Source organism: Ralstonia edaphi (genome assembly GCF_958350185.1).
Lineage (GTDB): Bacteria > Pseudomonadota > Gammaproteobacteria > Burkholderiales > Burkholderiaceae > Ralstonia > Ralstonia edaphi.
The window spans coordinates 112,883-135,585 of sequence record NZ_CATWHI010000005.1 but is presented as its reverse complement, the minus strand read 5'-3'; the positions used below and the strand labels follow the sequence as shown (position 1 = coordinate 135,585).

The 22,703-nt window shown below is 64.5% G+C and carries 18 protein-coding genes and 3 tRNA genes; 4 read left to right on the top strand and 17 right to left on the bottom strand.

From position 1 onward, the window contains the following. Nucleotides 1–115: 115 nt before the first annotated feature. Complete coding sequence (locus R2669_RS18150) at nucleotides 116–1,030, top strand: LysR family transcriptional regulator (RefSeq protein ID WP_147213592.1); 915 nt, start codon at nucleotides 116–118, stop codon at nucleotides 1,028–1,030. A gap of 14 nt (nucleotides 1,031–1,044) precedes the next feature. On the opposite strand, the gene R2669_RS18145 is transcribed toward R2669_RS18150, so the two are convergent. From R2669_RS18145 to gudD, 5 genes are all read right to left on the bottom strand, one after another. Then, nucleotides 1,045–1,980, bottom strand: a complete 936-nt coding sequence (locus R2669_RS18145) for an aldose 1-epimerase (protein WP_316901609.1) — start codon at nucleotides 1,978–1,980, stop codon at nucleotides 1,045–1,047. Next, nucleotides 1,980–3,188 (bottom strand): porin, encoded by a 1,209-nt coding sequence (locus R2669_RS18140; RefSeq protein ID WP_147213590.1) that lies wholly within the window; start codon nucleotides 3,186–3,188, stop codon nucleotides 1,980–1,982. The genes R2669_RS18145 and R2669_RS18140 overlap by 1 nt, the downstream gene beginning before the upstream one ends. Before the next feature lie 93 nt (nucleotides 3,189–3,281). Beyond that, nucleotides 3,282–5,693, bottom strand: a complete 2,412-nt coding sequence (locus R2669_RS18135) for a glycoside hydrolase family 31 protein (RefSeq protein ID WP_316901608.1) — start codon at nucleotides 5,691–5,693, stop codon at nucleotides 3,282–3,284. A 10-nt stretch (nucleotides 5,694–5,703) separates the two neighbouring features. Further along, nucleotides 5,704–6,996 carry an MFS transporter gene (locus tag R2669_RS18130; RefSeq protein WP_147213589.1) on the bottom strand — a complete coding sequence of 431 codons (1,293 nt, stop codon included), beginning with the start codon at nucleotides 6,994–6,996 and terminating at the stop codon, nucleotides 5,704–5,706. 108 nt (nucleotides 6,997–7,104) lie between these two features. Then, on the bottom strand, nucleotides 7,105–8,475 hold the full coding sequence (gene gudD, locus R2669_RS18125) for a glucarate dehydratase (RefSeq protein ID WP_316901605.1): 1,371 nt from the start codon (nucleotides 8,473–8,475) through the stop codon (nucleotides 7,105–7,107). A gap of 87 nt (nucleotides 8,476–8,562) precedes the next feature. Between gudD and R2669_RS18120 the strand changes: the two genes are divergently transcribed. Beyond that, nucleotides 8,563–9,318, top strand: coding sequence for a FadR/GntR family transcriptional regulator (locus tag R2669_RS18120; protein WP_316901603.1), 756 nt, complete (start codon nucleotides 8,563–8,565; stop codon nucleotides 9,316–9,318). A gap of 306 nt (nucleotides 9,319–9,624) precedes the next feature. On the opposite strand, the gene R2669_RS18115 is transcribed toward R2669_RS18120, so the two are convergent. From R2669_RS18115 to uvrC, 12 genes are all read right to left on the bottom strand, one after another. Further along, nucleotides 9,625–9,876, bottom strand: a complete 252-nt coding sequence (locus tag R2669_RS18115) for a GlsB/YeaQ/YmgE family stress response membrane protein (RefSeq protein WP_316875792.1) — start codon at nucleotides 9,874–9,876, stop codon at nucleotides 9,625–9,627. 26 nt (nucleotides 9,877–9,902) lie between these two features. Then, nucleotides 9,903–10,610 (bottom strand): response regulator transcription factor, encoded by a 708-nt coding sequence (locus R2669_RS18110; RefSeq protein ID WP_147213585.1) that lies wholly within the window; start codon nucleotides 10,608–10,610, stop codon nucleotides 9,903–9,905. Nucleotides 10,611–10,644: 34 nt separating this feature from the next. Then, a complete protein-coding gene (locus tag R2669_RS18105) occupies nucleotides 10,645–10,845 on the bottom strand; it encodes a hypothetical protein (RefSeq protein ID WP_316901601.1) in 201 nt (66 codons plus the stop codon). 179 nt (nucleotides 10,846–11,024) lie between these two features. After that, the gene (locus R2669_RS18100) at nucleotides 11,025–13,358 is read right to left on the bottom strand and encodes a CHASE2 domain-containing protein (protein WP_316901599.1); all 2,334 of its coding nucleotides are present in this window, start codon (nucleotides 13,356–13,358) and stop codon (nucleotides 11,025–11,027) included. Further along, nucleotides 13,351–15,030 carry a FecR domain-containing protein gene (locus R2669_RS18095; RefSeq protein ID WP_316901597.1) on the bottom strand — a complete coding sequence of 560 codons (1,680 nt, stop codon included), beginning with the start codon at nucleotides 15,028–15,030 and terminating at the stop codon, nucleotides 13,351–13,353. Before R2669_RS18095 ends, R2669_RS18100 begins: the two co-directional genes overlap by 8 nt. Beyond that, nucleotides 15,014–15,727, bottom strand: coding sequence for a response regulator transcription factor (locus R2669_RS18090; protein WP_147213583.1), 714 nt, complete (start codon nucleotides 15,725–15,727; stop codon nucleotides 15,014–15,016). Before R2669_RS18090 ends, R2669_RS18095 begins: the two co-directional genes overlap by 17 nt. Nucleotides 15,728–16,121: 394 nt before the next feature. Continuing rightward, on the bottom strand, nucleotides 16,122–17,354 hold the full coding sequence (locus R2669_RS18085; RefSeq protein WP_430708810.1) for an MFS transporter: 1,233 nt from the start codon (nucleotides 17,352–17,354) through the stop codon (nucleotides 16,122–16,124). A gap of 238 nt (nucleotides 17,355–17,592) precedes the next feature. After that, nucleotides 17,593–17,666, bottom strand: a tRNA-Cys gene (locus tag R2669_RS18080). A gap of 92 nt (nucleotides 17,667–17,758) precedes the next feature. After that, a tRNA-Gly gene (locus R2669_RS18075) sits at nucleotides 17,759–17,834 on the bottom strand. 53 nt (nucleotides 17,835–17,887) lie between these two features. Continuing rightward, a tRNA-Gly gene (locus R2669_RS18070) sits at nucleotides 17,888–17,963 on the bottom strand. Nucleotides 17,964–18,099: 136 nt separating this feature from the next. Then, complete coding sequence (gene pgsA / locus R2669_RS18065; RefSeq protein WP_147213581.1) at nucleotides 18,100–18,675, bottom strand: CDP-diacylglycerol--glycerol-3-phosphate 3-phosphatidyltransferase; 576 nt, start codon at nucleotides 18,673–18,675, stop codon at nucleotides 18,100–18,102. 67 nt (nucleotides 18,676–18,742) lie between these two features. Continuing rightward, nucleotides 18,743–20,716, bottom strand: coding sequence for an excinuclease ABC subunit UvrC (gene uvrC, locus R2669_RS18060; protein ID WP_316901594.1), 1,974 nt, complete (start codon nucleotides 20,714–20,716; stop codon nucleotides 18,743–18,745). Nucleotides 20,717–20,808: 92 nt separating this feature from the next. On the opposite strand from uvrC, the gene earP reads away from it, so the two are divergent. Together earP and efp are read left to right on the top strand one after the other, a co-directional pair. After that, nucleotides 20,809–22,002, top strand: a complete 1,194-nt coding sequence (earP, locus tag R2669_RS18055) for an elongation factor P maturation arginine rhamnosyltransferase EarP (RefSeq protein ID WP_316901592.1) — start codon at nucleotides 20,809–20,811, stop codon at nucleotides 22,000–22,002. A 122-nt stretch (nucleotides 22,003–22,124) separates the two neighbouring features. After that, the gene (gene efp, locus R2669_RS18050) at nucleotides 22,125–22,694 is read left to right on the top strand and encodes an elongation factor P (RefSeq protein ID WP_027677743.1); all 570 of its coding nucleotides are present in this window, start codon (nucleotides 22,125–22,127) and stop codon (nucleotides 22,692–22,694) included. Nucleotides 22,695–22,703: the final 9 nt, after the last annotated feature.

Genomic DNA, 22,703 nt, shown 5'->3' with positions numbered 1-22,703 from the left:
CGGCCCACCCGCCTGACTGAAGGCGACCCGGGCCACTGGCGAGACGAAGTGTAGACATGCAAAACGGTTTTATAATTGGCGCGAAAATTTATCTATTCTTCATTTCATCTGAATAATGGATCGCGTATCGGATCTGGAATTTTTCACGCAGCTCGTCAAGCAAGGCTCGCTGGCGGCGCTCGCACGCGAACTTGGCGTGACGCCGCCGGCCATCACCGCGCGCCTGGCGCAGCTGGAAAAGCGGCTCGGCGTGCGGTTACTGAACCGCACCACCCGGCGGCTGAGCGTCACGCACGAAGGTGAAATCTATCTGGCGACCGGCGCACGCCTGCTCGAAGAGCTGCAGGAGCTGGAGCAGGTGGTCTCCAGCAGCCGGGGCACGCCCAAGGGTCTGCTGCGCATCAACGCCACGTTCGGCTTTGGGCGGCGGCATGTGGCGCCCGCCATTGTGGAATTCGCGCGGCGGTATCCGGAGGTGGAAGTGCAGCTCGAACTGACCGACCGCTCCGTCAACCTGACCGACAAGGCGTTCGACATCGGCATCTGGTTCGGCACGGTGCCGGATTCACGCATGGTCGCGCGCAAGATCGTGAGCAACAAACGCGTGCTGTGCGCCTCGCCCGATTACCTGAAGCGTGCCGGCATGCCGCAGGTGCCGCGCGATCTGCAGTCACATCAGTGCATCGTGCTGCGCGAGAGCGACGCGGCTTACGGCACGTGGTACCTCACGCGCGGCACTCGACAGGAAACCATCAAGGTGCGCGGCGTGCTCAGCACGAACGACGGCGAAACCGGCGTGCTCTGGGCGCTGGCCGGTTACGGCATCCTGATGCGATCGGAATGGGACATCCACGAGCACGTGCGCGCCGGCCGGCTCGTGCCGGTGCTGACGGACTGGGCGCTGCCCGTGGCGGACATCTTTGCGGTGTATCCGGAGCGCGCCAACCTGTCGGCCAAGGTCACCGCGTTTATCGATTTCCTGACGGACTGGTTCGGCAAGGAAGCCGCGTGGGCGGACGCACGCCGGTAGCGCGCCGAGGCATTTCAGGCCGTTGTTTCGATGCGCACTTGCATGCGCATGTGCAACGTCTCGCCGGGTGCCAGAGCGCGCAGGCCGGTGCCTTTCCACCCCCGCGCCGCCAGATTGATCGCATCGGCCACGTGTGAAATGGGCTCCAGGCAGAAATACGGCTGCCCGTGCGGCGCGTGGAGGATGAAGTGGTCGAGCGGATCATCGGCGCTCAGCGTGAGCACGCCGCCCGCGCGGGACACCACGGCGCGTCGCTGCCATTCGCTGTAGTAGACGCTGAGCGCCGCATCGGGCAACGCGCGCGCCTGGTGGAAATCTTCCCGCGCCGTGACCGGCTCGCGGCGGACGGCGACCTCGCCCGCATCGGTCGGCCACATCGTCGCAGCATCGAACTGCAAGCGCGTATCGGCCGCGCGTGCGAAATATGGATGGAAGCCGCCGCCGGCCGGCATGCTGCTGTCGCCATCGTTGCGCAGCGTCATGACGGCATCCAGCCCGGATTCAGTCAGCACCAGCGTTTGCGTGGCGGTGAACGGCCAGGGCCAGTTGTCTGCCTCTGGCACATAGCGCAAGCCGAGTTCGATCGACGACGCTGTCACCTGCTCGACCGTCCAGGCACGCGCATGCGCCAGTCCGTGCATGGCATGTGCCTGGCCGGGATGCGGCGCGAGACGGATCGCGCGGCCGCCCCATTCAAAGCGCCCATCGCGGATGCGGTTGGAGAACGGCAGCAGCGGATAGCAACCGGCCTTGGGCCATGCCAGCCCGTCGAAACCGTCGCGCAGGGACTCCGCCGACATCGGCGCCAGCCAGTCGACACGCTGGCCGCCTTCGCCGGCCGACGCCAGCGAAGCAATGCGGCCACCGGCTGCCGGCGCGACGATCATCGTCAACGCGCCGGCCTGCAGCGTGTGCACTGGCCCGGGCGCAAGCCAGGTCTGGTTATGCATCAGAACGAATGCCGAATGCCGACCATGCCCACAAACTGGCTGCGTCCATTCGACGGCGTACCGTTCTGCGAGTCGCCCACCGACGCCACCGCATCCACGATGGAGGTGCTCGTCCCTGAAGCGCGCAGCGTCTGGCCATTGGCGCGCTGATACGCCTGGATCGCATAGAACGCGGTGCGCTTGGACAGCGAATACAGCTGCTCCATCGAGAACTGGTTGTACTTGGCCGGCGAGCTGATGCCGTTGCGCGCCTTCTCGGCCGTATAGCTGTAGCCGAACGCGAGCCGCAATGCCGGCGTCAGATCGTAGGTGGCAATCGCGCCCACCGTATTGAACGTGGCCGATTGCGTGAACAGCGACAGCGCGCCCGGCTTGTACTGAACATTCGAATAGTTCAGGCCGACCATCAGCTTGCCGAACGTGTAGCGCGCGGCCGTGGCAATGAGCTGAGCAGAGTCGGCCGTGGCATAGCCGGCGTTGACCGGCGAGTTGTTGGCGAACGTCCCGACGTTGCTGAAGTTGCCGGCCGTCGTGCCGCTCGACACGTTCTTCAGGCGCGTATAGCCGACGCCCCACGAGAAGGCCTGGTAGTCATAGCGCAGCGCGGTGCTCACGCTGCTGCCGTTCGAAACGCTGCCGGCTTGCTCGCCAAAGCCGTATTGCACGCCAGCCTGCAGACCGCCCCACACCGGCGTGCTGTAGGTGATGGAATTGTTGAAGCGCAGCGTGGTGTCCAACGCGTCCACGTCGCCCGGGTGTGCGCCGGTGGCACCCGTCAGCACGTTGGTCGGCCCCAGCGATGCGACGTACTGGAAGTACGGCGTGTACGCACGACCCAGCGTGACCTGGCCATAGTTCGTGTTGCTCAGGCCGACGTAGGCCTGACGGTTGAAGATGACCCCGGCTTGGGCTTGTTGCCCCGTGTCGGCGTTGAAGCCGCTCTCCAGCCGGAACAGCGCCGTGTTGCCACCGCCCAGATCTTCCGTGCCGTACAGGCCGAACTTGCTGGCCAGCAAGGCGCCCGAATTGATGTAGACGTTGGAATGCCCGCCCTGGTTGCTCGAATACGCAAAGGCGTTATCGACCACGCCATACAGCGTGACTGACGTTTGCGCTGCGGCATGCATCGACACGCCCGCGCAGAGCAGCGCTGCCGAGGCGTAGACCGGGCGGATCGAAAGGGAACGTTTGGCTCGTGTGGTTTTCATCGTTGTTATCTCGGAAATCTCCTGCACCAAGGGAACACTGCGCATCACCGTGTCTCTGCGGACCCGATCGTAATGCGCAGCGAGAATGCGGCACTAGGCCGGCAATTGCAACGTCAGGCGGCGCCAGCCACCCACGACAACGGTTTCGAGCACGCGGGCATGCGGCGTCTGCACCGGCCGCGCATCGCCGGCGGGCAGGTAAATCTCCACCGTGTCGTCCAGCGTCGGCATCTTGCCTTCGCGCGATACGTGCAGCGTGATGGCTTGCGCATCCGACACCGCACGCACGCTCCAGCGGCCCTGCTCGCCGTTGCGCCACGCTTCGGTTTCGCCATCGTCTTCAACACTGCCTCCAGCGGCCTCCCCAACGCCCCGCACGGGCACGACAAGGAAGCCGCGTTGATCGGCGCGCTGGTCGAAATGCTGCTCCGCCACGTTCAGCGCGATCACGCCGCCTTCGCGAATCAGCATGACGGGTTGGTCCCACGGCGAAGGCAGCGTGACGGTCTGTCCGCCTTCGAACGCCTCGCCGCTCCAGTACGAGACCCATCGCGCGCCGGCCGGCAGATAGACGGTGCGCTCGGTCTGCCCTTCGTCCACCGTCGGCGCCACCAGCAGCGACGAGCCGATCATCATGTCGTCGCACTCGGCGTAGCACCGGCGGTCGTGCGGGAACTCGGCAAACGTGGGGCGCAGCACCGGCTCGTAGGCCTGCGTGGACTGCCACAGCAGTTCGTACAGATACGGAATCAGCCGATAGCGGAGCTTGATCAGCGAGGCAATCTGTGAGGTGACCTGCGGATACATCCACGGCTCGTTGACGGTCTTGTCGTCGTTCCACGAGTGGATGGAGAAGCGTGGCAGGAACACGCCAAAGGCCACCCAGCGCACCAGCAGTTCAGGAGACGGCGCCGGGCCGGCAAACCCGCCGATGTCGTGCCCGATGTTCGAGACGCCGGAGAGCGCCAACCCCAAGCCCATCTTCAGGTTGTAGCGCAGCGTTTCCCATGAGGTGTAGTTGTCGCCGGACCATGTCTGCACATAGCGCTGCATGCCGACACCGCCCGAGCGCGACACCAGGAACGGCCGACGCTGCGGTGCAAATTCGAGCTGCGCTTCGCGCGAGGCGCGCATCATCAGCATGGTGTGCAGCACCTTGGCTTCGCGGATGGGCGCTTTCTTGCCGAACCCGTGAGCGAAAGCGTCGGGCGTCCAGACTTCGAACTCGTTGTTGTCGTTCCAGGTCGACGCCATGCCGTATTCGAGCAGCGCGCTCTTGACATTGGCCTTCCACCAGTCGAGCGTTTTCGGGTTGGTGAAGTCGAGATACGCGCCGACCTCATCCCAGAATTGCACCCAGGCCGGCTCGCCGTTTGCGTCGCAAATCAGCAGGCCAGCTTCTCTCGCTTCTTCAAACTTCGGGTGATCGCGCAGCAGGCACGGCTTGATGTTCGGGCACAGGCGAATGCCCGCGTCCAGATAGCTCTGGACGAAGCCGCGCGCATCCGGGAATTTGTCGGTGTTCCAGTTGAAGACGTAGCGCTTCGGCCCAATCGACGTATAGCCCGACGACAGATGGAACGAATCGCACAGGATGTCGTGCTCACGGCATCCCTTGATGAACTCGGCCATCTGTTCCTGCGCGTTGGGCGCGTCGGTGTACGTCATGGTCGAGCCGGAATAACCGAGGCCCCATTTCGGCATCCACGCGGGGCGGCCGGTCATCCACGTAAAGCGGCGCGTGGCGTCGAGCGGCGTGTCGGGCGAGGCGATGAAGTAGTAGTCGAGATCGCCGTGCGGCGCGACAAAGTAGCGGTAGAGGCCGTGGTAGTTATCCAGCTCGCGGCCCATGTCGAAGCTGCAATCGGACAGCGTGTCGTAGAACAGCCCGAAGCCGGTGCGGTTTTCCGGTTGCCACGTCACGTAGAACGGGATGTGCTTGTACAGCGGATCGGTCGTGCGCGCGCTGTAGCCCATCGCGTCGATGTTGCGCATCTCATAACGCTGGTGCGCACGGTTCATGTCGCCGGCGCGCTCGCCCAGGCCGAAGTACATCTCGCCCGGTTCGCGGCGCACGTAGTGGTAGACCTGCTCGTCCCAATAGCCGAAGTTGTAGGCCTGCGTGGGGCGATCGTTCAGCACGGTCTGCCACCCGCCCGCGCCGCGGATCTGCCATGTGCAGAAGCCACCTGCCAGGGCGACGCTCAGGCGAATCTTGCTGGTTTCCACGCGCAGCGTGTCGGCATCGGTGTGCAACGCAAACGCAGGCAACGAGAAGCCGCTCAGGTCGCGGCGGTCACGCCCTTCGAGCGGCGTGTCGTCGCTGCCGGGGGCGATCGACCACGTGGCCGGGCCGCGAAGGTCGCCCTGCGGCAGCACGAGCACGCGGATGATGTCTTCTTCCAGCACGAAGAGTTCAATCGCGGCGCCGGCGCTGCTGGCCAGCCGCAGCCGGCTGCCTTCATGCGCCTGCACTTCGAATCGGGGGGGGTTCAACATCGACATCGGTTTCAACCTAATTTGAAGCAGAGAGTTTCATTTCGCGGGCGGCACGTTCTTCATGCGACTGGCCGCGAATCAGCACAATCAGCAACGCCGCGCCAATCAGATCGAATGCGCCGAGCAGGCCGAACAGCGGACCATAACCGACCTTGTCAGCCAGCGCGCCCACCAACAGCGAGAAGCCCAGGCCGCCGATCCACGCCGCCATGCCGGCAAAGCCGCTGGCGGTACCGACCTCTTCCGGATCGAATACATCCGCAGACAGCGTGTTGACGAGGCCGGAGATCATCTGGTGCGCAAAGCCGCCCACGCAGAACAACGCAATCGCCGTGTAGGGAGACGCCACGAGCCCGACGCACGCCGGACCGATCATCATGAACGCACCCAGCACGACGCCGCACACACGCGACCACACCAGCGGAATGCGGAAACGCTTGATCAGGAACGGCGACAGGTAACCACCCACCAGGCCGCCCAGGTCCGCCGCCAGGAACGGCAGCCACGCGAACATGGCGATCGCTTTCAGATCGAGATGGCGTTCGTTCACGAAGTACAGCGGAATCCAGAAGCTGAACGTCTGCCAGGCCGGCTCGGCGAAGAAGCGCGCCAGCGCAATCGCCCAGAAACGGCGGGACGTCACGACATCCTTGACCGGGCGCTTGCCGCGCTCGGCGCTCACCGGGCGGAGCTGTCCGCCGATGATCTTTTCGCGCTCGGCGTCGGACAGCGCGGCGTGGTCTTTCGGCGAACGGTAAAACGCGAACCACAGCGCGGCCCACAGGAAGCCGATGGCGCCGGTCACCACAAACGCCGACTGCCAGCCGTAACGCAGATGCAGGAAGACCACCAGCGGCGGCGCCAACATCGCACCCAGCGAAGTGCCCGAATTGAACCAGCCGACGGCGACGGATTTCTCCTTGTCCGGGAACCATTCGGCCACGGCCTTCATGCCGGACGGAATGGCAGCGGCTTCCGTCAGCCCCATCAAGGCGCGAAACCCCGCCAGCGACAGCCAGCCGGTGGCGCCCGCGTGCAGCACGCCGGCAAACGACCACAACACACCAAACAGCGCAAAGCCGATCCGCAAGCCGACCAGATCCACGATAAAGCCGCAGACCGGCTGCATGATCGTGTAGCCGACCTGGAAGGCCGCCACCACGTAGGAATATTGCTGGGTGCTCATCCCCAGCTCGTTCTTGAGCGTGGGCGCCAGCACACCCAGCGAGTTACGCGCCAGATAGTTGACGATCGTGCCCAGGCACACCAGCACGATGATCCACCAGCGCAAGCCCTTGATGGTCTTCACGGTGTTGTCTCCGATATTTTTTTATTGGTTACCGATCTACGAGGCGGCGTGCCACGACGTGCGCCGCCTCGGGTTCCGCCGTAGCGGTCAACGGTCAACGGTCAACAGTCAACGCACCATGCAGGGGCGCTTGTTGTCGAACTGCCAGTTGGGAATCAGTTGGCGCATGGCGATCGCGTCGTCGCGTGCGCCCAGGCCGTGCTGCTTGTACAGCGCGTGGGCCTTCTCCAGTTGCTCCATGTCGACCGTGACGCCCAGGCCTGGGGCGGTCGGAACGGCAATCTCGCCGCCGACGATCTGGAACGGCTCGCGCGTCAGGCGCTGTCCGTCTTGCCAGATCCAGTGCGTGTCGATGGCGGTGATGTTGCCCGGCGCGGCCGCGGCCACGTGCGTGAACATCGCCAGCGAAATATCGAAGTGATTGTTGGAGTGCGAACCCCAGGTCAGGCCCCAGTCGTCGCACATCTGCGCCACACGCACCGAGCCCTGCATCGTCCAGAAATGCGGATCGGCCAGCGGAATGTCGACCGAGTGCAGCTGAATGGCGTGACCCATCTGGCGCCAGTCCGTGGCGATCATGTTGGTGGCCGTGGGCAGGCCCGTGGCACGGCGGAATTCGGCCATCACTTCGCGGCCCGAGTAACCGCCCTCGGCGCCGCACGGGTCTTCTGCGTAGGCCAGCACGTCGTGCTTGTCGCGGCACAGGCGAATGGCCTCCGCCAGCGACCACGCGCCGTTCGGGTCCAGCGTGACGCGCGCCTCGGGAAAGGCCTCGGCCAATGCGGTCGTGACGACCATTTCGTCATCGCCGCTCAGCACGCCGCCCTTGAGCTTGAAATCCTTGAAGCCATAGCGCGCATGGGCCGCCTTGGCGAGGCGCACGACGGCCTCCGGCGTGAGCGCTTCTTCGTGGCGCACACGGGTCCAGTCGTCCGTCGCATCGCTGCCGTCGGCGTAGTCCAGGTCGGTGCGTTTGCGGTCGCCCACGAAGAACAGGTAGCCGAGCACCGGCACCTTGTCGCGCTGTTGCCCCTGCCCCAGCAGCGCCGCCACAGGCACGCCAAGGTGTTGGCCGAGCAAGTCGAGCAATGCGCTTTCCAGGGCCGTCACCGCATGCACGGTGGTGCGCAGGTCGAAGGTCTGCAACCCGCGGCCGGCAGCGTCGCGATCGGCAAATTGGCGTCGCACGCTGTTCAGCACATTGTTGTACGCACCGATCGGTTGTCCGACAACCAGCGGCGTCGCATCCTCGATGGTCTTGCGGATGGACTCGCCGCCCGGCACTTCGCCCACGCCGGTATGCCCTTCCGAGTCCTCCAGGAGGACGATATTGCGGGTAAAGAACGGGCCGTGTGCGCCGCTGAGATTCAGCAACATGCTGTCGCGGCCCGCCACGGGAATGACCTGGAGGCGGGTCACGCGCGGTGTGTGAACGGGAGTCTCGGTGGCTTGGTGATTCATAGTCATCACGTGTGTCATCAGTCGTCGTACAACATGGAAGGCGACTATAATGGACACATTCCTACCGAACCACCCCTGGTAAACCCGCGCCCATCCGGAGACCGCATGCCCGCCCCCAAGTCGCCCGCAACGCTTGTGCGCCGCACCCAAAGCCTGGCGGACGTCGTGGTGGACCACATCAAGGGGCGTATCGCTAACGAGTCACTGCGCGTTGGCGACAAGCTGCCGACGGAATCCGCATTGATGGAAGCACTCGGTGTGAGCCGCACGGTGATACGCGAAGCCATTTCGCGCCTGCAAGCCAAGGGACTGATTGAAACGCGCCACGGCATCGGCAGCTTTGTCCTGCCGCCGCGCGCAGACAACAGCATCCCGCTGGGCGATGCCTCAACGATGCACGACATCCTGAGCATGCTGGAATTGCGCGTCGCCATTGAAACGGAGTGCGCGGGGCTGGCCGCACAGCGCATTTCTCCGGCCGAGATCGACGCCCTGCGCATGGCTCTTGAAGCCATCGAGCAGGACCAGGCGGACGGCAACGACAGTGCCACCTCCGACCTGCAATTTCACCTCAGCATCGCGCGTGCGACCGGCAATGAGCACTTCGTCGGCGCCCTCGCCCAGCTCGGCAAGACGCTGATCCCTCGCACGCGGATGGGGTTGGCGCAGGTCGGTTACCTGAACGCTCCGGAGTTGCGTGCCACGGTCAACCGCGAGCACCACAGCGTCTTTGAAGCCATCGCCCGCAAAGACCCTGAAGCCGCGCGGGCCGCGATGCGCATGCACCTGTCCAACAGCCGCGAACGCCTGCGTCGTGCGCATGAAGCAGCCAGCGCGCAAACCCCGGCACAGGTGGGCTGAGTCATTCGCTGCACGGCACAGTTGTACGACGTCCCACCACTGTACCTTGGATCGTCCCATTCGCCGCCGGGGCGCTGTTGATAAACATTTGCATTCCCTCGCTCTCGGCCACGTAACCTGAGCTTGCACCGACCCCTCGTGGGTGCGCTCCGGTCGCGGAAGAGAGAGCCGCGGCCTTCTTGGCCCTGATGCTGCTGTCCCGAGTATCAGGGCGTTTCTTTTGGCAGCGATCGCTGATCGCGCCCTTCCGCTCCAAAACAAAAGAGCCCCGACTCGCGGGGCTTTTTTGCTTTGAAACGACGGTATTCAGCGATCGCGTGCCATCAGGTGATAGCCGGCCAGCAGGATGACGGCTCCCGCCAGCGAACCGACAAACCCAGCCGACTGGCCCGGCTCATACCAGCGCATCAACTGGCCCAGAAATGCGGCCGTCAGCGCGCCGGCAATGCCGACCATGATCGTGAGGAGGAAGCCTCCCACGCCCCGCCCTGGCGTTGTCCAGCGGGCGACAAGCCCAGCCAGGAACCCGATGAGGATGGTGATACCGAGCAGTTGCATGGCGTGGCTCCGCAAATCGAGAGTGTTCAGTGCGTCGCTGCCGCATCCATCACGCGTTCCAGGCAGAAGCCCTGCCCGTAGATGGCGCGCAGGCGCAGGCCGTTCTCCGTGCCAAGTAGAAGCTTTTTGCGCAGGCGCGAGACATGCGTATCGAGCGTGCGTGAATATGGGCTCAGCTCGCGCCCCCATAGCGCCAGCTCGATGTCGGCGCGCGAGAGTACGCGCCCCGCATTCGCGAACAACAGCAGCGCCAGCTCAAACTCACGCGCATGCACCGACACCAAAGCATCGTGCAGGCGAATGGAACGATTCTGCCGATCGAGCGTGTACGGCCCCAGGCGAATCTCCGACGCACGCACGGCCCGGCTCACGGCAAAGCGGCGTATCAACGCGTCGAGCCGCGCCAGCAATTCTGGCGGACGGATATCGCCTTGGAAGCACAGATCTGCGCCGTGATTGAGCGCCTCTGCGGTTTCGGTATCGGCCTGGCCGTCGGCGAGGTAGACGATCGCCATACCGGGGCCTGCGCGCTCGCGCACCGTGCGCACCAGCGATAGCCCGGGCATGTCGTGCGCATGCGCGCCGACCATCAGCAGGTTGATACCGTGCAGCTCGATGGCTTCAAAAACCTGGCGGGAGAGAAACAGCGGCACACATTCAAAGCGCGTGGGCTGCAGCGCGGAGTGGATCGCCTGCTGACGGGCGAGATGCGTGTCGATCAGACCGATTTTCATGGCTCGGTTTCGTGGTTGACTGCGTGCGGCGCGGTCAAGCGGTGGTGCGACGAAGGTGTTGTGCATTGCCGTCGTCGCGGCCACCGCCGCGCCACATGGATACGTGCCGACCAGCCAGCCAGAAGCGTTCGTCCTGCGACGGGCTCCCGTCACCTCGCAGGGCTTGATGCAGTTGCGCGCGAACGCGTTCGTAATCGCATTCGTTCAAAACATCGGTTGCAGTCTGGCTCAACATGCGTGGCGCCTCGGGCGTGTCTGTGCTCGGTTTTCCAAGGTGCCGCCGTCTCTCGACCGGTGTGTCACCGGTGCATGCTGTGCGGGTCGGCCAATGAACTGTAGGGCCGCCACAGTGCCGAATTGCAAATGATTGAAAAGGACAACATGTGGCAAAGGCCACACGAGGCCGCGATGGCCTCAGGCGTCGTGGCGATGCGCCGTGCGCGGCAGCCACAGCGTGAAGGTGGAACCCAGCCCCGGTGCGCTCTGCACCGCAATCCGGCCGCCGTGCCGGTCGACCACCGTCTTGACGAAGACAAGACCCAGTCCACTGCCGGACGGCGCATTGGCCGCGCCCTCATGCAAGCGGTGGAACGGCTGGAACAACCGCGGCTGGTCCTCCAGTGCAATGCCGGCGCCGTGGTCGGCCACGGCCACCGAGAACATCGCCTCGTCCTGTTCCACGGACACCGTCACCATGGAGCCCGCCGCGCTGAACTTGATGGCGTTGTTGAGCAGATTCACCAGCGCGCGCACCAGCAAGCGTGGCTCGCCCCGCACCGCCGCTTCGATGTCGGCCACCACGCGCACTTCTACCTGGTGACGATTCGCAAGCGGCCAGACTTCATCGGCGGCATCGAGCACGAGGCCGACCAGATCCACGTCCACCAGCTTGAGTGTTTGCGATTCGGCACGCGCCAGATCGATGAAGGCATCGGCCAGTTCCAGCGTGCGCGACGACAGCTGCGCGATGCGCGCGAGCAGCGCTTCGCGATCCAACGCGCGCGACGCATCGCGCTGCAACTCGATCAGCGCGAGGATGGCGCTCTGCGGCGACCGCATGTCGTGCGAGATGAACTGCAGCGCTTCTTCGCGATGGCGCTCGGCCTGGCGCACCGGTGTGATGTCGGCAAAGCTGACGATGATGTCGACCGGGCGGCCGGCTTCGTCCCGTAACGCGGCGGCGTGCATCAACATCGAGCGACCGTCGTGCGTTTTCAACTCGACAGGTTCGAGTCCGGTGGGATTGGCCAGCCAGCGTGCCCAGTAGTGCTCTCCGGCCGCGGGGTCGGGGAACGCGCGCGCCAGCAGCGTCGGCAGGTCGCGCAGCGCGGCCGCGCGGTTCTGGCCGGGCGTCTGCGACTGGCGGGCCAAGTCGGCGCTGCGGCCATTCGCCAGGCGGATCGTGCCATCGTGCGTGCAGACGACGGTGGCATCGGGCAGGCTCTCGAGCGCATCCGCCAGAAAGCGGCGCAGCGCGCGCAGCTTGTCGGTGAGCGAGGCGACGGCATCCATGTGCGCACCCAGGGTGCGGCCGGTGCGGGCGAGCGGCGCGGCATCCGCCAGCAGACCGGGCTCGCGCGCCAGACGCTGCATCTCGTCGCGCAGAAAACGCAACGCGGCTTCCTGTTGGCGCCAGCTCCACAGCGGATACAACACCAGCGGGCCGACCAACGCGGCAAACGGCGGCAACCAGCGATTGCCGAACACCAGCACGCCGATTGCGCTCAACACCAGTACGGCAGTGCTCGCCACCGCCACGGCAAGCGCCATGCGCGGCGTAAGCCAACGCACCGCAAACGCCGTCGTCAGCAAGGGAAGCAGCGTCATCGCCCAGAACACGCCCGGTGGCACCGGCAGGATGGCGCTGCCATCGAGTACCGTCTGCGTGGCATTGGCCAGCACCTCCACGCCGCTCATCGTGCGCGACGGGGGCGTCGCAAAAATATCGGACACGCCCGATGCCGTCGCCCCGATCAGCACCAGCTTGCCGGCAAGCGCATCGGGCGCCACGCGGCCGTTGAGCACATCCACCGCCGGCACATGCCGATACGTACCGGCCGGCCCTGAAAAATTCAGGCGGATATTCGCCCGGCGCGTCCAGCCGCCAGCGTCGGTCTCCACATCAGACGGCGCCGGTGTGGATGGTGGGGGGCGCAGCGCCTGCCGCGCAAGCTGCACGGCAAGATGGTCAAGGACATGCGCACGCGGTCCCTCCCCCAGGTACATGCCGCGCACAACGCTGTCCGCATCGGGGGCGGCATTGATATGTGCGACGGACGCGTTGATACCGAGGAACGGATAGTGATACACGCGCCCCTGTTCGGTGCGCTCCGGCAACGCCGGCAGGATAACGTGTCCGGCCTGCTCGATGGCGGCGGCCAAGGCGCGGTCACCTTCGGGCTGCGCAAGGTCGGGCTCGATCAGCAGAATATCGATGCCGATGGCGCGCGGCTGTGCCCGTCCAACGCGGGCAATCAGGTCGGCCAGCCGGCTGCGCGGCCACGGCCAGCGCCCAACCGCGTCAAGACTTTGGTCATCAATGGCAACGATGACGATATCGTCGCGCGGCGCATGCCCATGCAGCGTAACGACGGTGTCGTACAGCGCCGCATCGAGCCGCGCGACGACGCTCCAGCGCACCGCGCCCAAGGTCAGCAGCGCAGCCAGCGCCACCAGCACGACCCACTCCACCAACGCGCGCCGCCCAAGGCTGCGCACGGCTGATCTGGCGGGCACGGGATCAGTCATTGAGAAGGAGACTGCCGCCGCCGCTCTGCACGGGGCTACGGACGGAATCGCCGACAAACGTGCCGACGTCAATGCGCTGCGGCTTGGCGTAGACCACCGATGCTGAATCGCCCAGGTCGACGCCGGTGCGGATGTAATACACGCCGGACGGCGGCCGGGGAATGGTGGCCTCGTTGCCGTCGCTCACGATGTCGGCGATGGGCTTGGCGAAGCTTGTGTCGCTTGCCAGCTGCACCCGCGTGCGAGCGCCCGATGCCGCCAGTTCGGGCGACAACGCCGGCCAGTGGGCGTGCAGCTTGCCATCATTGCCGCCTTCCACGGCGGCCGTCGGCACGGCATCCGGCGGGATGTCCAGCACGCGAAAACGGAGCGCATCGCTCCACGGGCCGGTTTTGCCGTCCGCAGCCACCGAGCGCACGCGCCACCACCATGTGCCGGCCGTCAACGGCTTGGTCAGATGCACGTCGACGCCATGCTGCTGAACGGTGGGCGTGGCGAACGACTCAGCGTCTGCGACTTCCATGTCGTAGCTGGCAGCGTCGGACACAACAGCCCAGGCGAATGCCACGTCGCCGCTGCGATAGGTCCGGCCGCCGGCGGGCTGAATGGTGTATGGCGCCTCCGGGTGCAGGCGCACCGTGAACGGCCGCGTGGCCGATTCGCTTGTCAGCCCGAGCGCGTCGATGCTTTGGACGACGAGCGTGTAGTCGCCGTCCTCATCCCCGCAGAGTGTTGCCGCAGGCGTTTTGCTCGATTGATAAGCGCTGAGTTCGGTCAAGGCGGCATCCCGCGCCACGGCAGCGCGATACCCGACAGCGCCCTTGACGGGCTGCCACGTCGCGCGCAGGCACGGCGTCTGCACAAGCTCCGGAATGGCATCGAGCCTCGGCGCCGGTGGCAGCGCCGCACGCTTGAGGTGCCCCGCCGATGCCTGCACGCCAAAGCCGGCCTTGACCGCCTGCTTCTGTCGACCGGCACTCGTCGCCACCTCGCCTTCGAGCACGGAACTCGTCGATACGGCGTCGCTCGCCTGCACGCGGAAACGCGTACCGCGCACGCCCGTCACCAGCGCAGGCGTCGATATCTCGTACCGGCCCACGCCGCTCTTCCTGGGCGAGACGTTCGATTCCGCTTCGCCCTGCTTCACGTGGACGCGCACATCGATCAGGCCGGCACGCGCAAACGCTCGTACACGCGACAGCGCCACGTGGCTGCCCGGCGGCACCGTCACGCGCGTGCCGTCATCAAAAGCCAGCGTCACGGCACCTTTGTCGCCGGTGTCGATTTGCGCTTCTTCTGCGAGCTTCGTACCGGCTTGCAATGGCTTGCCGCCGATGGTTGCGTCGCGGGCAAACACGACCTGCGCCGTCGCCGGGACGACCGGAATGCGATCGAACGGAATGCGCAGCAGCGAACCGGGCTTCAGCCGGTACGGATCGGCTACGTGGTTGCGCTGCTGCAGCAGACGCCAGCCCTCGACGCTGTCCATGTAACGTTCGGCGAGGTTGATCAGCGTGTCGCCCTGCTGCACGCGATAGACGAAATCGGTGCCGTCCGCGCCTGAAGGCTGCGCCATCGCAGCCTGCCACACGCCGCCAAAAAGAACGAACGCGCCGACAAACGCGGCGCGCCCAATCAAACCACCCCAGATTGCGTCAGGTTGCTTCACCATCTTCCTGCGTGGTTTCGAGCCGATAGCCATGCGAATACACCGAGACCAGCCGCACGCCATTCTTCTGATTGAGATCGAGCTTGAGCCGCAGCTTGGAGATATGCGTGGCCAGCGTGCGCGAATCCGGGCCAATGCTGCGCCCCCAGACCGCCTGCTCGATCAGCTCGCGCGGCACCAGCTTGCCGACATTACGGAACAGGTACAGCGCAAGATCAAACTCGCGCGGCGACAGCTCGACCTGCGAGCCGTTCAACGTCAGCACACGCCCGACCGGGTCCACCGCATACGGGCCGACACGAATGCGTTCGAGCGATTCGCTCGTGCGCGGCGCCGCACGACGCAGCAGCGCACCGACGCGCGCCACCAGCTCGGCACGGCGCACGGGCTTGACGACGTAATCGTCGGCGCCGGCCGCCAGACCGCGCACGACGTCGTCTTCGAGCGAACGATTGGTCAGAAACAGCACCGGCAGCGCCGGGCCGACTGTCTGCCGCACCCAGCTCACAAGCTGGATGCCGCTGATATCGGGCAACTGCCAGTCGAGCAGCAGCAGGTCGAACGTGCGATCCCGCAGCGCCTTGACGAAGGCATCCCCGTTATTGAAGCTCTCGCATTCGTATCCGGACGAAATCAGGATCTCGCGAATCAAATCCGATTGCGCCTGGTTGTCTTCGACCGAGGCAATTCGTATCGCCATCTGGATTGCCCTTTCCCCGTTTCGGGTCCGGCATCGCTATGCAAAATGCCGGCTCACTCCGTGCGTCGATGTGGTTGGAGTCCCGGGCTGGCGCATCGCAGTTCGATCCGCCAGCCCGCACCGGCGCGGCAGCCGCGTCCCGTGCAAGACCGTTTACCTACGCCCAACCGGCAGGTGTCGCACGCCGGCTTGAGCCCGACTCATCCTAAAAGGCCGCCCCTTTGATATTGCAAACAATTGTGAAAAGCTAATCGCAGAGCCGGGTTTTGTGGCGTTCTATCATTTTTTGTCACGCCATTACAAGGTGTGAGTTCTCAGCAAGTATAGGAGCGGGCCCGCGCGCGGGTGAGTCTTCCGGGTATACGCTGCCTCGGATTTGCTGGCGAGCCTCGCGCTAGCGCCCTTTGCCGCGCATCCAAGCCGCGGTCGCCGCCCAGAACATCAGCGCCGCCACGCTGAGAGCCGCTCCCAGAAGACACACCCCTGACCACCCTGCCGACGCATACACCTGCGTCGAAAGCATCGCCCCCAGTCCACTGCCCGCCGCATAGAACAGCATGTAGGCGCCGACCAGCCGGCTGTGCGCGTCCGGCCGCAAGCGAAAGATCAGACTCTGGTTGAGCACGTGCACCGCTTGCCCACCCAGGTCCAACAGAACCACGCCGACGATGAGCCCTGCCAAATGCTGCGAACCCAAACCGAGCGGTAGCCAGGCGACCAGTAGCAAACCCAACGCGACGCCAGTGGCCGCCTGTGCCCAACCTCGATCCGCAAAGTGCCCCGCTCGCGCAGCCGCCAGCGCGCCGATCACGCCGACCAAACCGAATGCACCAATGCCTGCGGGGGAGAACCCATAGGGCGGCGCACTCAGAGCCAGCGCCATCGCGCTCCAGAATACGTTGAACGCCGCGAACATCAGCAAACCGATCAGGCCGCGTATCTGCAATACGCGTTCGCTCGTCAGGAGCTGCCACATCGAGCGCAGCAGCGCTACGTATTTCATGGGCGAAAGTCCACTCGGCGGCGCCGGCAACGCGCGCCAGAGCATGCACAGCATCGCCACCGAGAAGCCCGCTGACACCATATAGACCGCCCGCCAGCCAGCAACGTCCGCAATCCAGCCCGCAACGGCGCGAGCCAGCAAAAGACCGATCACGACTCCACCCTGTACCGCCCCAACGACGCGCCCGCGTTCCGCCGGCGGCGCCAGTGCGGCCGCGCAGGCGATCAGTCCTTGCGTCATCGCTGTGCCCAGCAAGCCGATCGCGAGCATGCCGATGAGCAACGACCAGCGCGCCTGGGCCAGACCTACCGCGAGCAGCGCCAGCGTCAGCAAGACCAACTGCACCAGCAGCACGGGCTTACGCGGCCAACGATCCCCCAGCGGAACGACCAACGCCAGAGCGAGCGCGCAACCGCCTTGTGTCGCACCGATGATGCCGCCCGCCCATGCGTCGCTGAGCGCAAAGTCACGGGCCAGTGCTCCGAGCAACGGCTGGGCGAAATAAACGTTGGAAACACTGGCCGCTGCGCAGAATGCCAGCATGGCGACCCATGCATGTGGCAACCCGGGAGAGGAAATGGCGCACTCGTTAGACGAACCGTCGACAACGCAATCACGGGACATCCTTCACCTCATTCGGTTTCAAAATAGAACCGCTTGAGTCTAGTCAGCCCAGTTTTCTCATGCAACCACTTGGTTGGAGCGGGATTGAGCTCGGATGCCGTCAGCACTCTGTGCCAACGCAGCGCCGACGCATTGTTCGAACAGGAGAGAGTCAAGGCAGGAGATGCCCAGACCCGAGCCAGTGCATTGCGACGATGCAAAAGAAAAGCCCCGAACCAGTCGGGGCTTTTTCGCATTCTGGAGGCGGAGGCCGGAATCGAACCGGCGTACACGGCTTTGCAGGCCGCTGCATAACCACTTTGCTACCCCGCCAGGGGCTCAGCACCGCATTGTAGCAATTCGTGAAGAACCGCGTGTTTGCCGTGCCGATAAAGAAAAAGGGAAGCAAGGCTTCCCTTCGGGATTGGAGCGGGAAACGAGGCTCGAACTCGCGACCTCAACCTTGGCAAGGTTGCGCTCTACCAACTGAGCTATTCCCGCGTAACCGGTTATGCCGCTGCGCCATCACATCAACACAGCCACATATTTAAAACTGGAGCGGGAAACGAGGCTCGAACTCGCGACCTCAACCTTGGCAAGGTTGCGCTCTACCAACTGAGCTATTCCCGCATTTTTGGCTACCAGCACTGCCGTACAACCTTTGTGCTGCCAGACCGTTTGCGTCACATCACTGCAACGCGAGAACGAGATTATGGCAAAGAAGAATCGTCCTCGTCAACACTTTTGCGCAAGAGTTTTTACAGGCTCATTTTGCGCGCTCACGAATCTGCGGCCACGCGAGCTTCATGTAGTACGCCATCGACCACAGCGTGAGCACCGCCGCCACGTAGATCAGCCATGTCCCCCACATCTGCGCGTCGATCACGTCGAACAGGCGGCCCTCGAACAGCAGCAACGGAATGGCGATCATCTGGAAGGTCGTCTTCAACTTGCCGAGGAAGTTGACGGCCACGCTCTTCGACGCGCCAATCTGTGCCATCCATTCACGCAGGGCAGAGATGGTGATCTCGCGGCCGATGATGATGAGCGCGATGACGTCGGACACGCGCCCCAACGACAGCAGCACCAGCAGCGCGGCGGCCACCATCAGTTTGTCGGCGACCGGATCGAGGAAGGCGCCAAACGCGGACGTCTGGTTCCAGCGGCGCGCAAGAAAGCCGTCGAACCAATCGGTGAGGCTTGCGACGATGAAGAACACCGCGGCCGTCAGGTTCTTGGCGGGTAGCGCCATCCAGGTGTCCGGCACGTAGAACACGCCCACCACCAGCGGGATCATGGCCACACGCAGCCAGGTCAGGAGGATCGGGAAGTTGAAAGGCATGGCAAATCGAGAGGACAACCGCCGCGCAAGCTCCAACCTACGCGGCAAGATGGGGCATTGTCGCCGATCAATGCAGCTGACGGTAGATTTCTTCGGCCAGGGTCTGCGAGATGCCTTCGACCGTGGCCAGTTCGTCGACGCTCGCGGCCATCACGCCACGCAGGCCGCCGAAGCGCGCCAGCAACCGCTGCCGACGCTTGGCGCCGATGCCTTCGATCTCCTCCAGCCGCGACGTGTTGCGCGCCTTGGCCCGCTTGGCGCGCATGCCGGTGATGGCAAAGCGGTGCGCTTCATCGCGAATCTGCGCAACGAGCATCAACGCAGCGCTGCCTTGTCCCAACTCCAATGACGGACGGCCATCGGCAAAGATCAGCGTTTCGAGGCCGACCTTGCGCCCCTCCCCCTTTGCCACGCCGACGAGCAATCCAATATCCAGCCCCAGCTCTTCAAAGACCTGGCGCGCAACTTCCACCTGCCCCTTGCCGCCGTCGATCAGCACGATGCTCGGCATGTTCGGCGCGTCTTCGCCGGCCTGTTCGACGATCTTCTGGTAGCGGCGCGTGAGGACTTGCCGCATGGCCGCGTAGTCGTCGCCGGGGGTGATGTCCTGGATGTTGTAGCGGCGGTATTCGCTGTTTTGCATGGCGTGGCTGTGAAAGACCACGCACGAGGCTTGCGTGGCCTCGCCGGCGGTGTGGCTGATGTCGAAGCACTCGACGCGCAGCGCGGCAAGGTCTTCTAGATCGATGCCGATGGTCTCGGCCAGTGCGCGCGTGCGGGCCTGCTGGCTGCCCTGCTCGGAAAGCTGGCGCATCAGCGACAGCTCGGCGCCCTTCTCCGCCATCTCCAGCCAGGCGCGGCGCCCGCCCTGAGGCTGGCGCACAACCGAAATGCGACGCCCGGCCTGCTCGGCCAGCGCATCGATCAACTCGGTTGCATGAATCTGATGGCTGACCACCAGCACTGGCGGCACGAACTGATCGAGATAGTGCTGCGCAACGAACGCTTCCAGGATGTCGCTGGCCATGCGTTCGGCATCGCGTGACGTTTCTACCGCAGCATCGCCGCCGGCCTCGACATCCACGCCAACGATGGCCGCGCCCTCCTCAACGTGCGTGGGAAAGTAAGCCTTGTCACCCAGATGCCGCCCCCCGCGCACCATCGCGAGGTTCACGCAGGCGTGGCCGCCCTTGATGGCAACGGCCAGGATGTCGATGTCGCTGGCGTGGCCGACCTCTTCCACCGACTGCTGCTTGAGCACCGTCGACAATGCGCCGATCTGGTCGCGCACGATGGCGGCCTGCTCGAACGCCAGCGATTCGGAATAGCGCTGCATCTTGTCCTGCAGCGTCTGCATGACCTCGTCCTGTCGACCCTGCAGGAAACCGGCGGCGTTGGCGACGTCGCGCGCGTAATCCTCCGGGCTGATCGCCTGGACGCATGGGCCGCTGCAGCGATGGATCTGATGCAGCAGACACGGTCGTGTGCGGTTGTTGAAGACGGTGTCTTCGCACGTGCGGAGCTGGAACACCTTCTGCAGGATCTGCATGCTTTCACGCACCGCATGCGCGCTCGGAAACGGGCCGAAGTATTGGTGCTTGCGATCGGTCGCGCCGCGGTAATACGCCATGCGCGGATAGGCGTGATGCGTGAGCTTGAGATACGGATACGACTTGTCGTCGCGAAACAGGATGTTGTAGCGCGGCGCCAGCGCCTTGATGAGGTTGTTCTCAAGCAGCAGCGCTTCGGCCTCGCTGCGCACGACGGTGGTGTCGATGCGCGCGATCTTCGCCACCATCATCGCGATGCGCGGCGAAAGCAGCGTTTTGTTGAAATAGCTCGACACGCGCTTCTTGAGGTCGCGCGCCTTGCCCACGTAGAGCACGTTGCCCTGCGCATCGAAGTAGCGATACACGCCCGGCAGGTTCGGCAGGCGCGCGATGTGCGCTTTCGCGTCGAATTCGGGCACGTTCACGGGCGCGCTGGGCTCGACGCTCTCGGGCGTCTCGGGGGGCTGGGGTTGCGTGGGGTCGGACGACATGGCGTTCGCTGGATCAGAGGCCGTCAGTGTAGAACAAGCTGCCGACTACAATGTCGGCCCGCCCTTCTTCGCTGCCCGACTCGCCTTCCTGCATGCGCACCATCACATCCTGGGATCTCTTCTGCCGCGTCGTCGACAATTACGGCGACATCGGCGTCTGCTGGCGCCTGGCCCGCCAGCTTGTACAGGAGCACGGCCACACCGTCCGTCTGTGGGTCGACGATCTCCGTTCGTTTGAAAAGATCTGCCCCACCGTCGACCCAAAAGCCGACGCGCAACGCGTCTCGGGCGTCGATATCCGGCAGTGGACTGACGATGCGCAGGTGGCGGCCCTTCTGGCCGCTGATGCACAGCCCACCTTGCATGACGTGGTGATTGGCGCATTCGCATGCGCCGTTCCGGAGCCCGTGCTGGCGCTCATGGCCGAGCGGGCATCCCAAGGATCGGCGCCGGTCTGGATCAACCTGGAATACCTGAGCGCCGAGAACTGGGTGGCCGAGCATCACGCGATGCAGTCGCCACACCTGCGGCTGCCGCTCGTCAAACACTTCTTCTTTCCGGGCTTTGCACGCAACACCGGAGGCGTCCTGCGGGAATCGCATCTTGGCGCGCAACGCCAGACGTTCGAGGCGAGCCCCGCCGCGCGCCAGGCGTTGTGGCACCGCCTCGGGGTCGACGACCTGATGCGCAACAACCCCGACGCCGTGCGCGTAAGCCTGTTCGCTTATGCCAACCCAGCCCTGGCGACGCTGGTCGCTCAATGGGAAGCAGCGCCACAGCCCGTGATCTGCCTGGTGCCCGAAGGGCTGGCCGCCCAGCAGATCGCCGAGCTAATGGGCGATGCCGGCTCTGCCAAGACGGGCGCGCGCTGGACGCGTGGCAACCTCACGGTGGCAGTCGTGCCGTTCGTGCCACAGGAGCACTATGACCCACTGCTGTGGGCATGCGACATCAATTTCGTACGCGGGGAAGACTCCTTCGTGCGCGCCCAGTGGGCGCTGAAGCCGTTTGTCTGGCACATCTATCCCCAAAGCGACGACGTACATCTCATCAAGCTCGACGCATTTCTGGCGCGCTATACGACAGCCCTGACAGAGGCCGATGCCAAAGCGCTGATCTCGTTCTGGCACGCGTGGAATGGTGCGCCGGCATCACTCAATTGGACGGACTTTGCAGCCGTTGCGCCTCGCCTGCGCGTACGGGCCGTCACCTGGGAGCAAAGCTTGATGCAACTGGGCGATCTCGCCGCGAATTTGGTGGCATTTTGCGAAAAACAGGTAAAATAGCGGGCTGATCTGTATGCGACCCCCGGCTCTGACCTGGTTCGCGCGGCCCGGAGGGTATCGCGCGGTGCTTCGTTGCTTGGCGCGCATCGAACCCTCTTACTCTCAGGAACTGTGAAATGGCTTTGAAAATCGCGCAAGAACTCCGCGCTGGCAACGTGTTCATGATCGGCAACGACGCAATGGTCGTGCTCAAGACCGAGTACAGCCGTTCGGGCCGTTCGGGCGCCGTCGTCAAGATGAAGTACAAGAACCTGCTGACGGGCGCAGGCGGCGAGTCGGTGTTCAACGCCGACGACAAGATGGACCAGGTCATCCTGGAGAAGAAGGAAGCCGAGTACTCCTACTTCGACGGCTCGATGTACGTGTTCATGGATCCGGTCACGTACGAACAGTACAACGTTGAGCCCGCCGCCATGGGCAGCGCGCTGAACTACCTGCAAGACGGCATGAAGGTCGAAGTGACGTTCTACAACGAGAACGCCATCTCGGTGGAACTGCCGACCACGGTTGTCCGCGAAATCGTCTACACCGAGCCGGCAGTCAAGGGCGACACGTCGTCGGGTAAGGTGCTGAAGGCAGCTCGCATCAACGACAACGAAGAATTCGTGATCATGGTGCCGCTGTTCTGCAACATCGGCGAGAAGATCGAAATCGACACGCGTACCGACGAGTACCGCAGCCGCGCCAAGTAAGCTGGCGCC

Excerpts from the sequence above, each read along its gene's own strand:
- R2669_RS18095 (WP_316901597.1), bottom strand. The coding sequence starts at position 15,030 with ATGGTGAAGCAACCTGACGCAATCTGGGGTGGTTTGATTGGGCGCGCC.
- R2669_RS18140 (WP_147213590.1), bottom strand. The coding sequence starts at position 3,188 with ATGAAAACCACACGAGCCAAACGTTCCCTTTCGATCCGCCCGGTCTAC.
- R2669_RS18105 (WP_316901601.1), bottom strand. The coding sequence starts at position 10,845 with ATGTTGAGCCAGACTGCAACCGATGTTTTGAACGAATGCGATTACGAA.
- earP (WP_316901592.1), top strand. The coding sequence starts at position 20,809 with ATGCGCACCATCACATCCTGGGATCTCTTCTGCCGCGTCGTCGACAAT.
- uvrC (WP_316901594.1), bottom strand. The coding sequence starts at position 20,716 with ATGTCGTCCGACCCCACGCAACCCCAGCCCCCCGAGACGCCCGAGAGC.
- R2669_RS18085 (WP_430708810.1), bottom strand. The coding sequence starts at position 17,354 with ATGTCCCGTGATTGCGTTGTCGACGGTTCGTCTAACGAGTGCGCCATT.
- R2669_RS18135 (WP_316901608.1), bottom strand. The coding sequence starts at position 5,693 with ATGTCGATGTTGAACCCCCCCCGATTCGAAGTGCAGGCGCATGAAGGC.
- R2669_RS18145 (WP_316901609.1), bottom strand. The coding sequence starts at position 1,980 with ATGCATAACCAGACCTGGCTTGCGCCCGGGCCAGTGCACACGCTGCAG.
- R2669_RS18150 (WP_147213592.1), top strand. The coding sequence starts at position 116 with ATGGATCGCGTATCGGATCTGGAATTTTTCACGCAGCTCGTCAAGCAA.
- pgsA (WP_147213581.1), bottom strand. The coding sequence starts at position 18,675 with ATGCCTTTCAACTTCCCGATCCTCCTGACCTGGCTGCGTGTGGCCATG.
- R2669_RS18100 (WP_316901599.1), bottom strand. The coding sequence starts at position 13,358 with ATGACTGATCCCGTGCCCGCCAGATCAGCCGTGCGCAGCCTTGGGCGG.
- R2669_RS18090 (WP_147213583.1), bottom strand. The coding sequence starts at position 15,727 with ATGGCGATACGAATTGCCTCGGTCGAAGACAACCAGGCGCAATCGGAT.
- R2669_RS18120 (WP_316901603.1), top strand. The coding sequence starts at position 8,563 with ATGCCCGCCCCCAAGTCGCCCGCAACGCTTGTGCGCCGCACCCAAAGC.
- R2669_RS18110 (WP_147213585.1), bottom strand. The coding sequence starts at position 10,610 with ATGAAAATCGGTCTGATCGACACGCATCTCGCCCGTCAGCAGGCGATC.
- R2669_RS18115 (WP_316875792.1), bottom strand. The coding sequence starts at position 9,876 with ATGCAACTGCTCGGTATCACCATCCTCATCGGGTTCCTGGCTGGGCTT.
- gudD (WP_316901605.1), bottom strand. The coding sequence starts at position 8,475 with ATGACACACGTGATGACTATGAATCACCAAGCCACCGAGACTCCCGTT.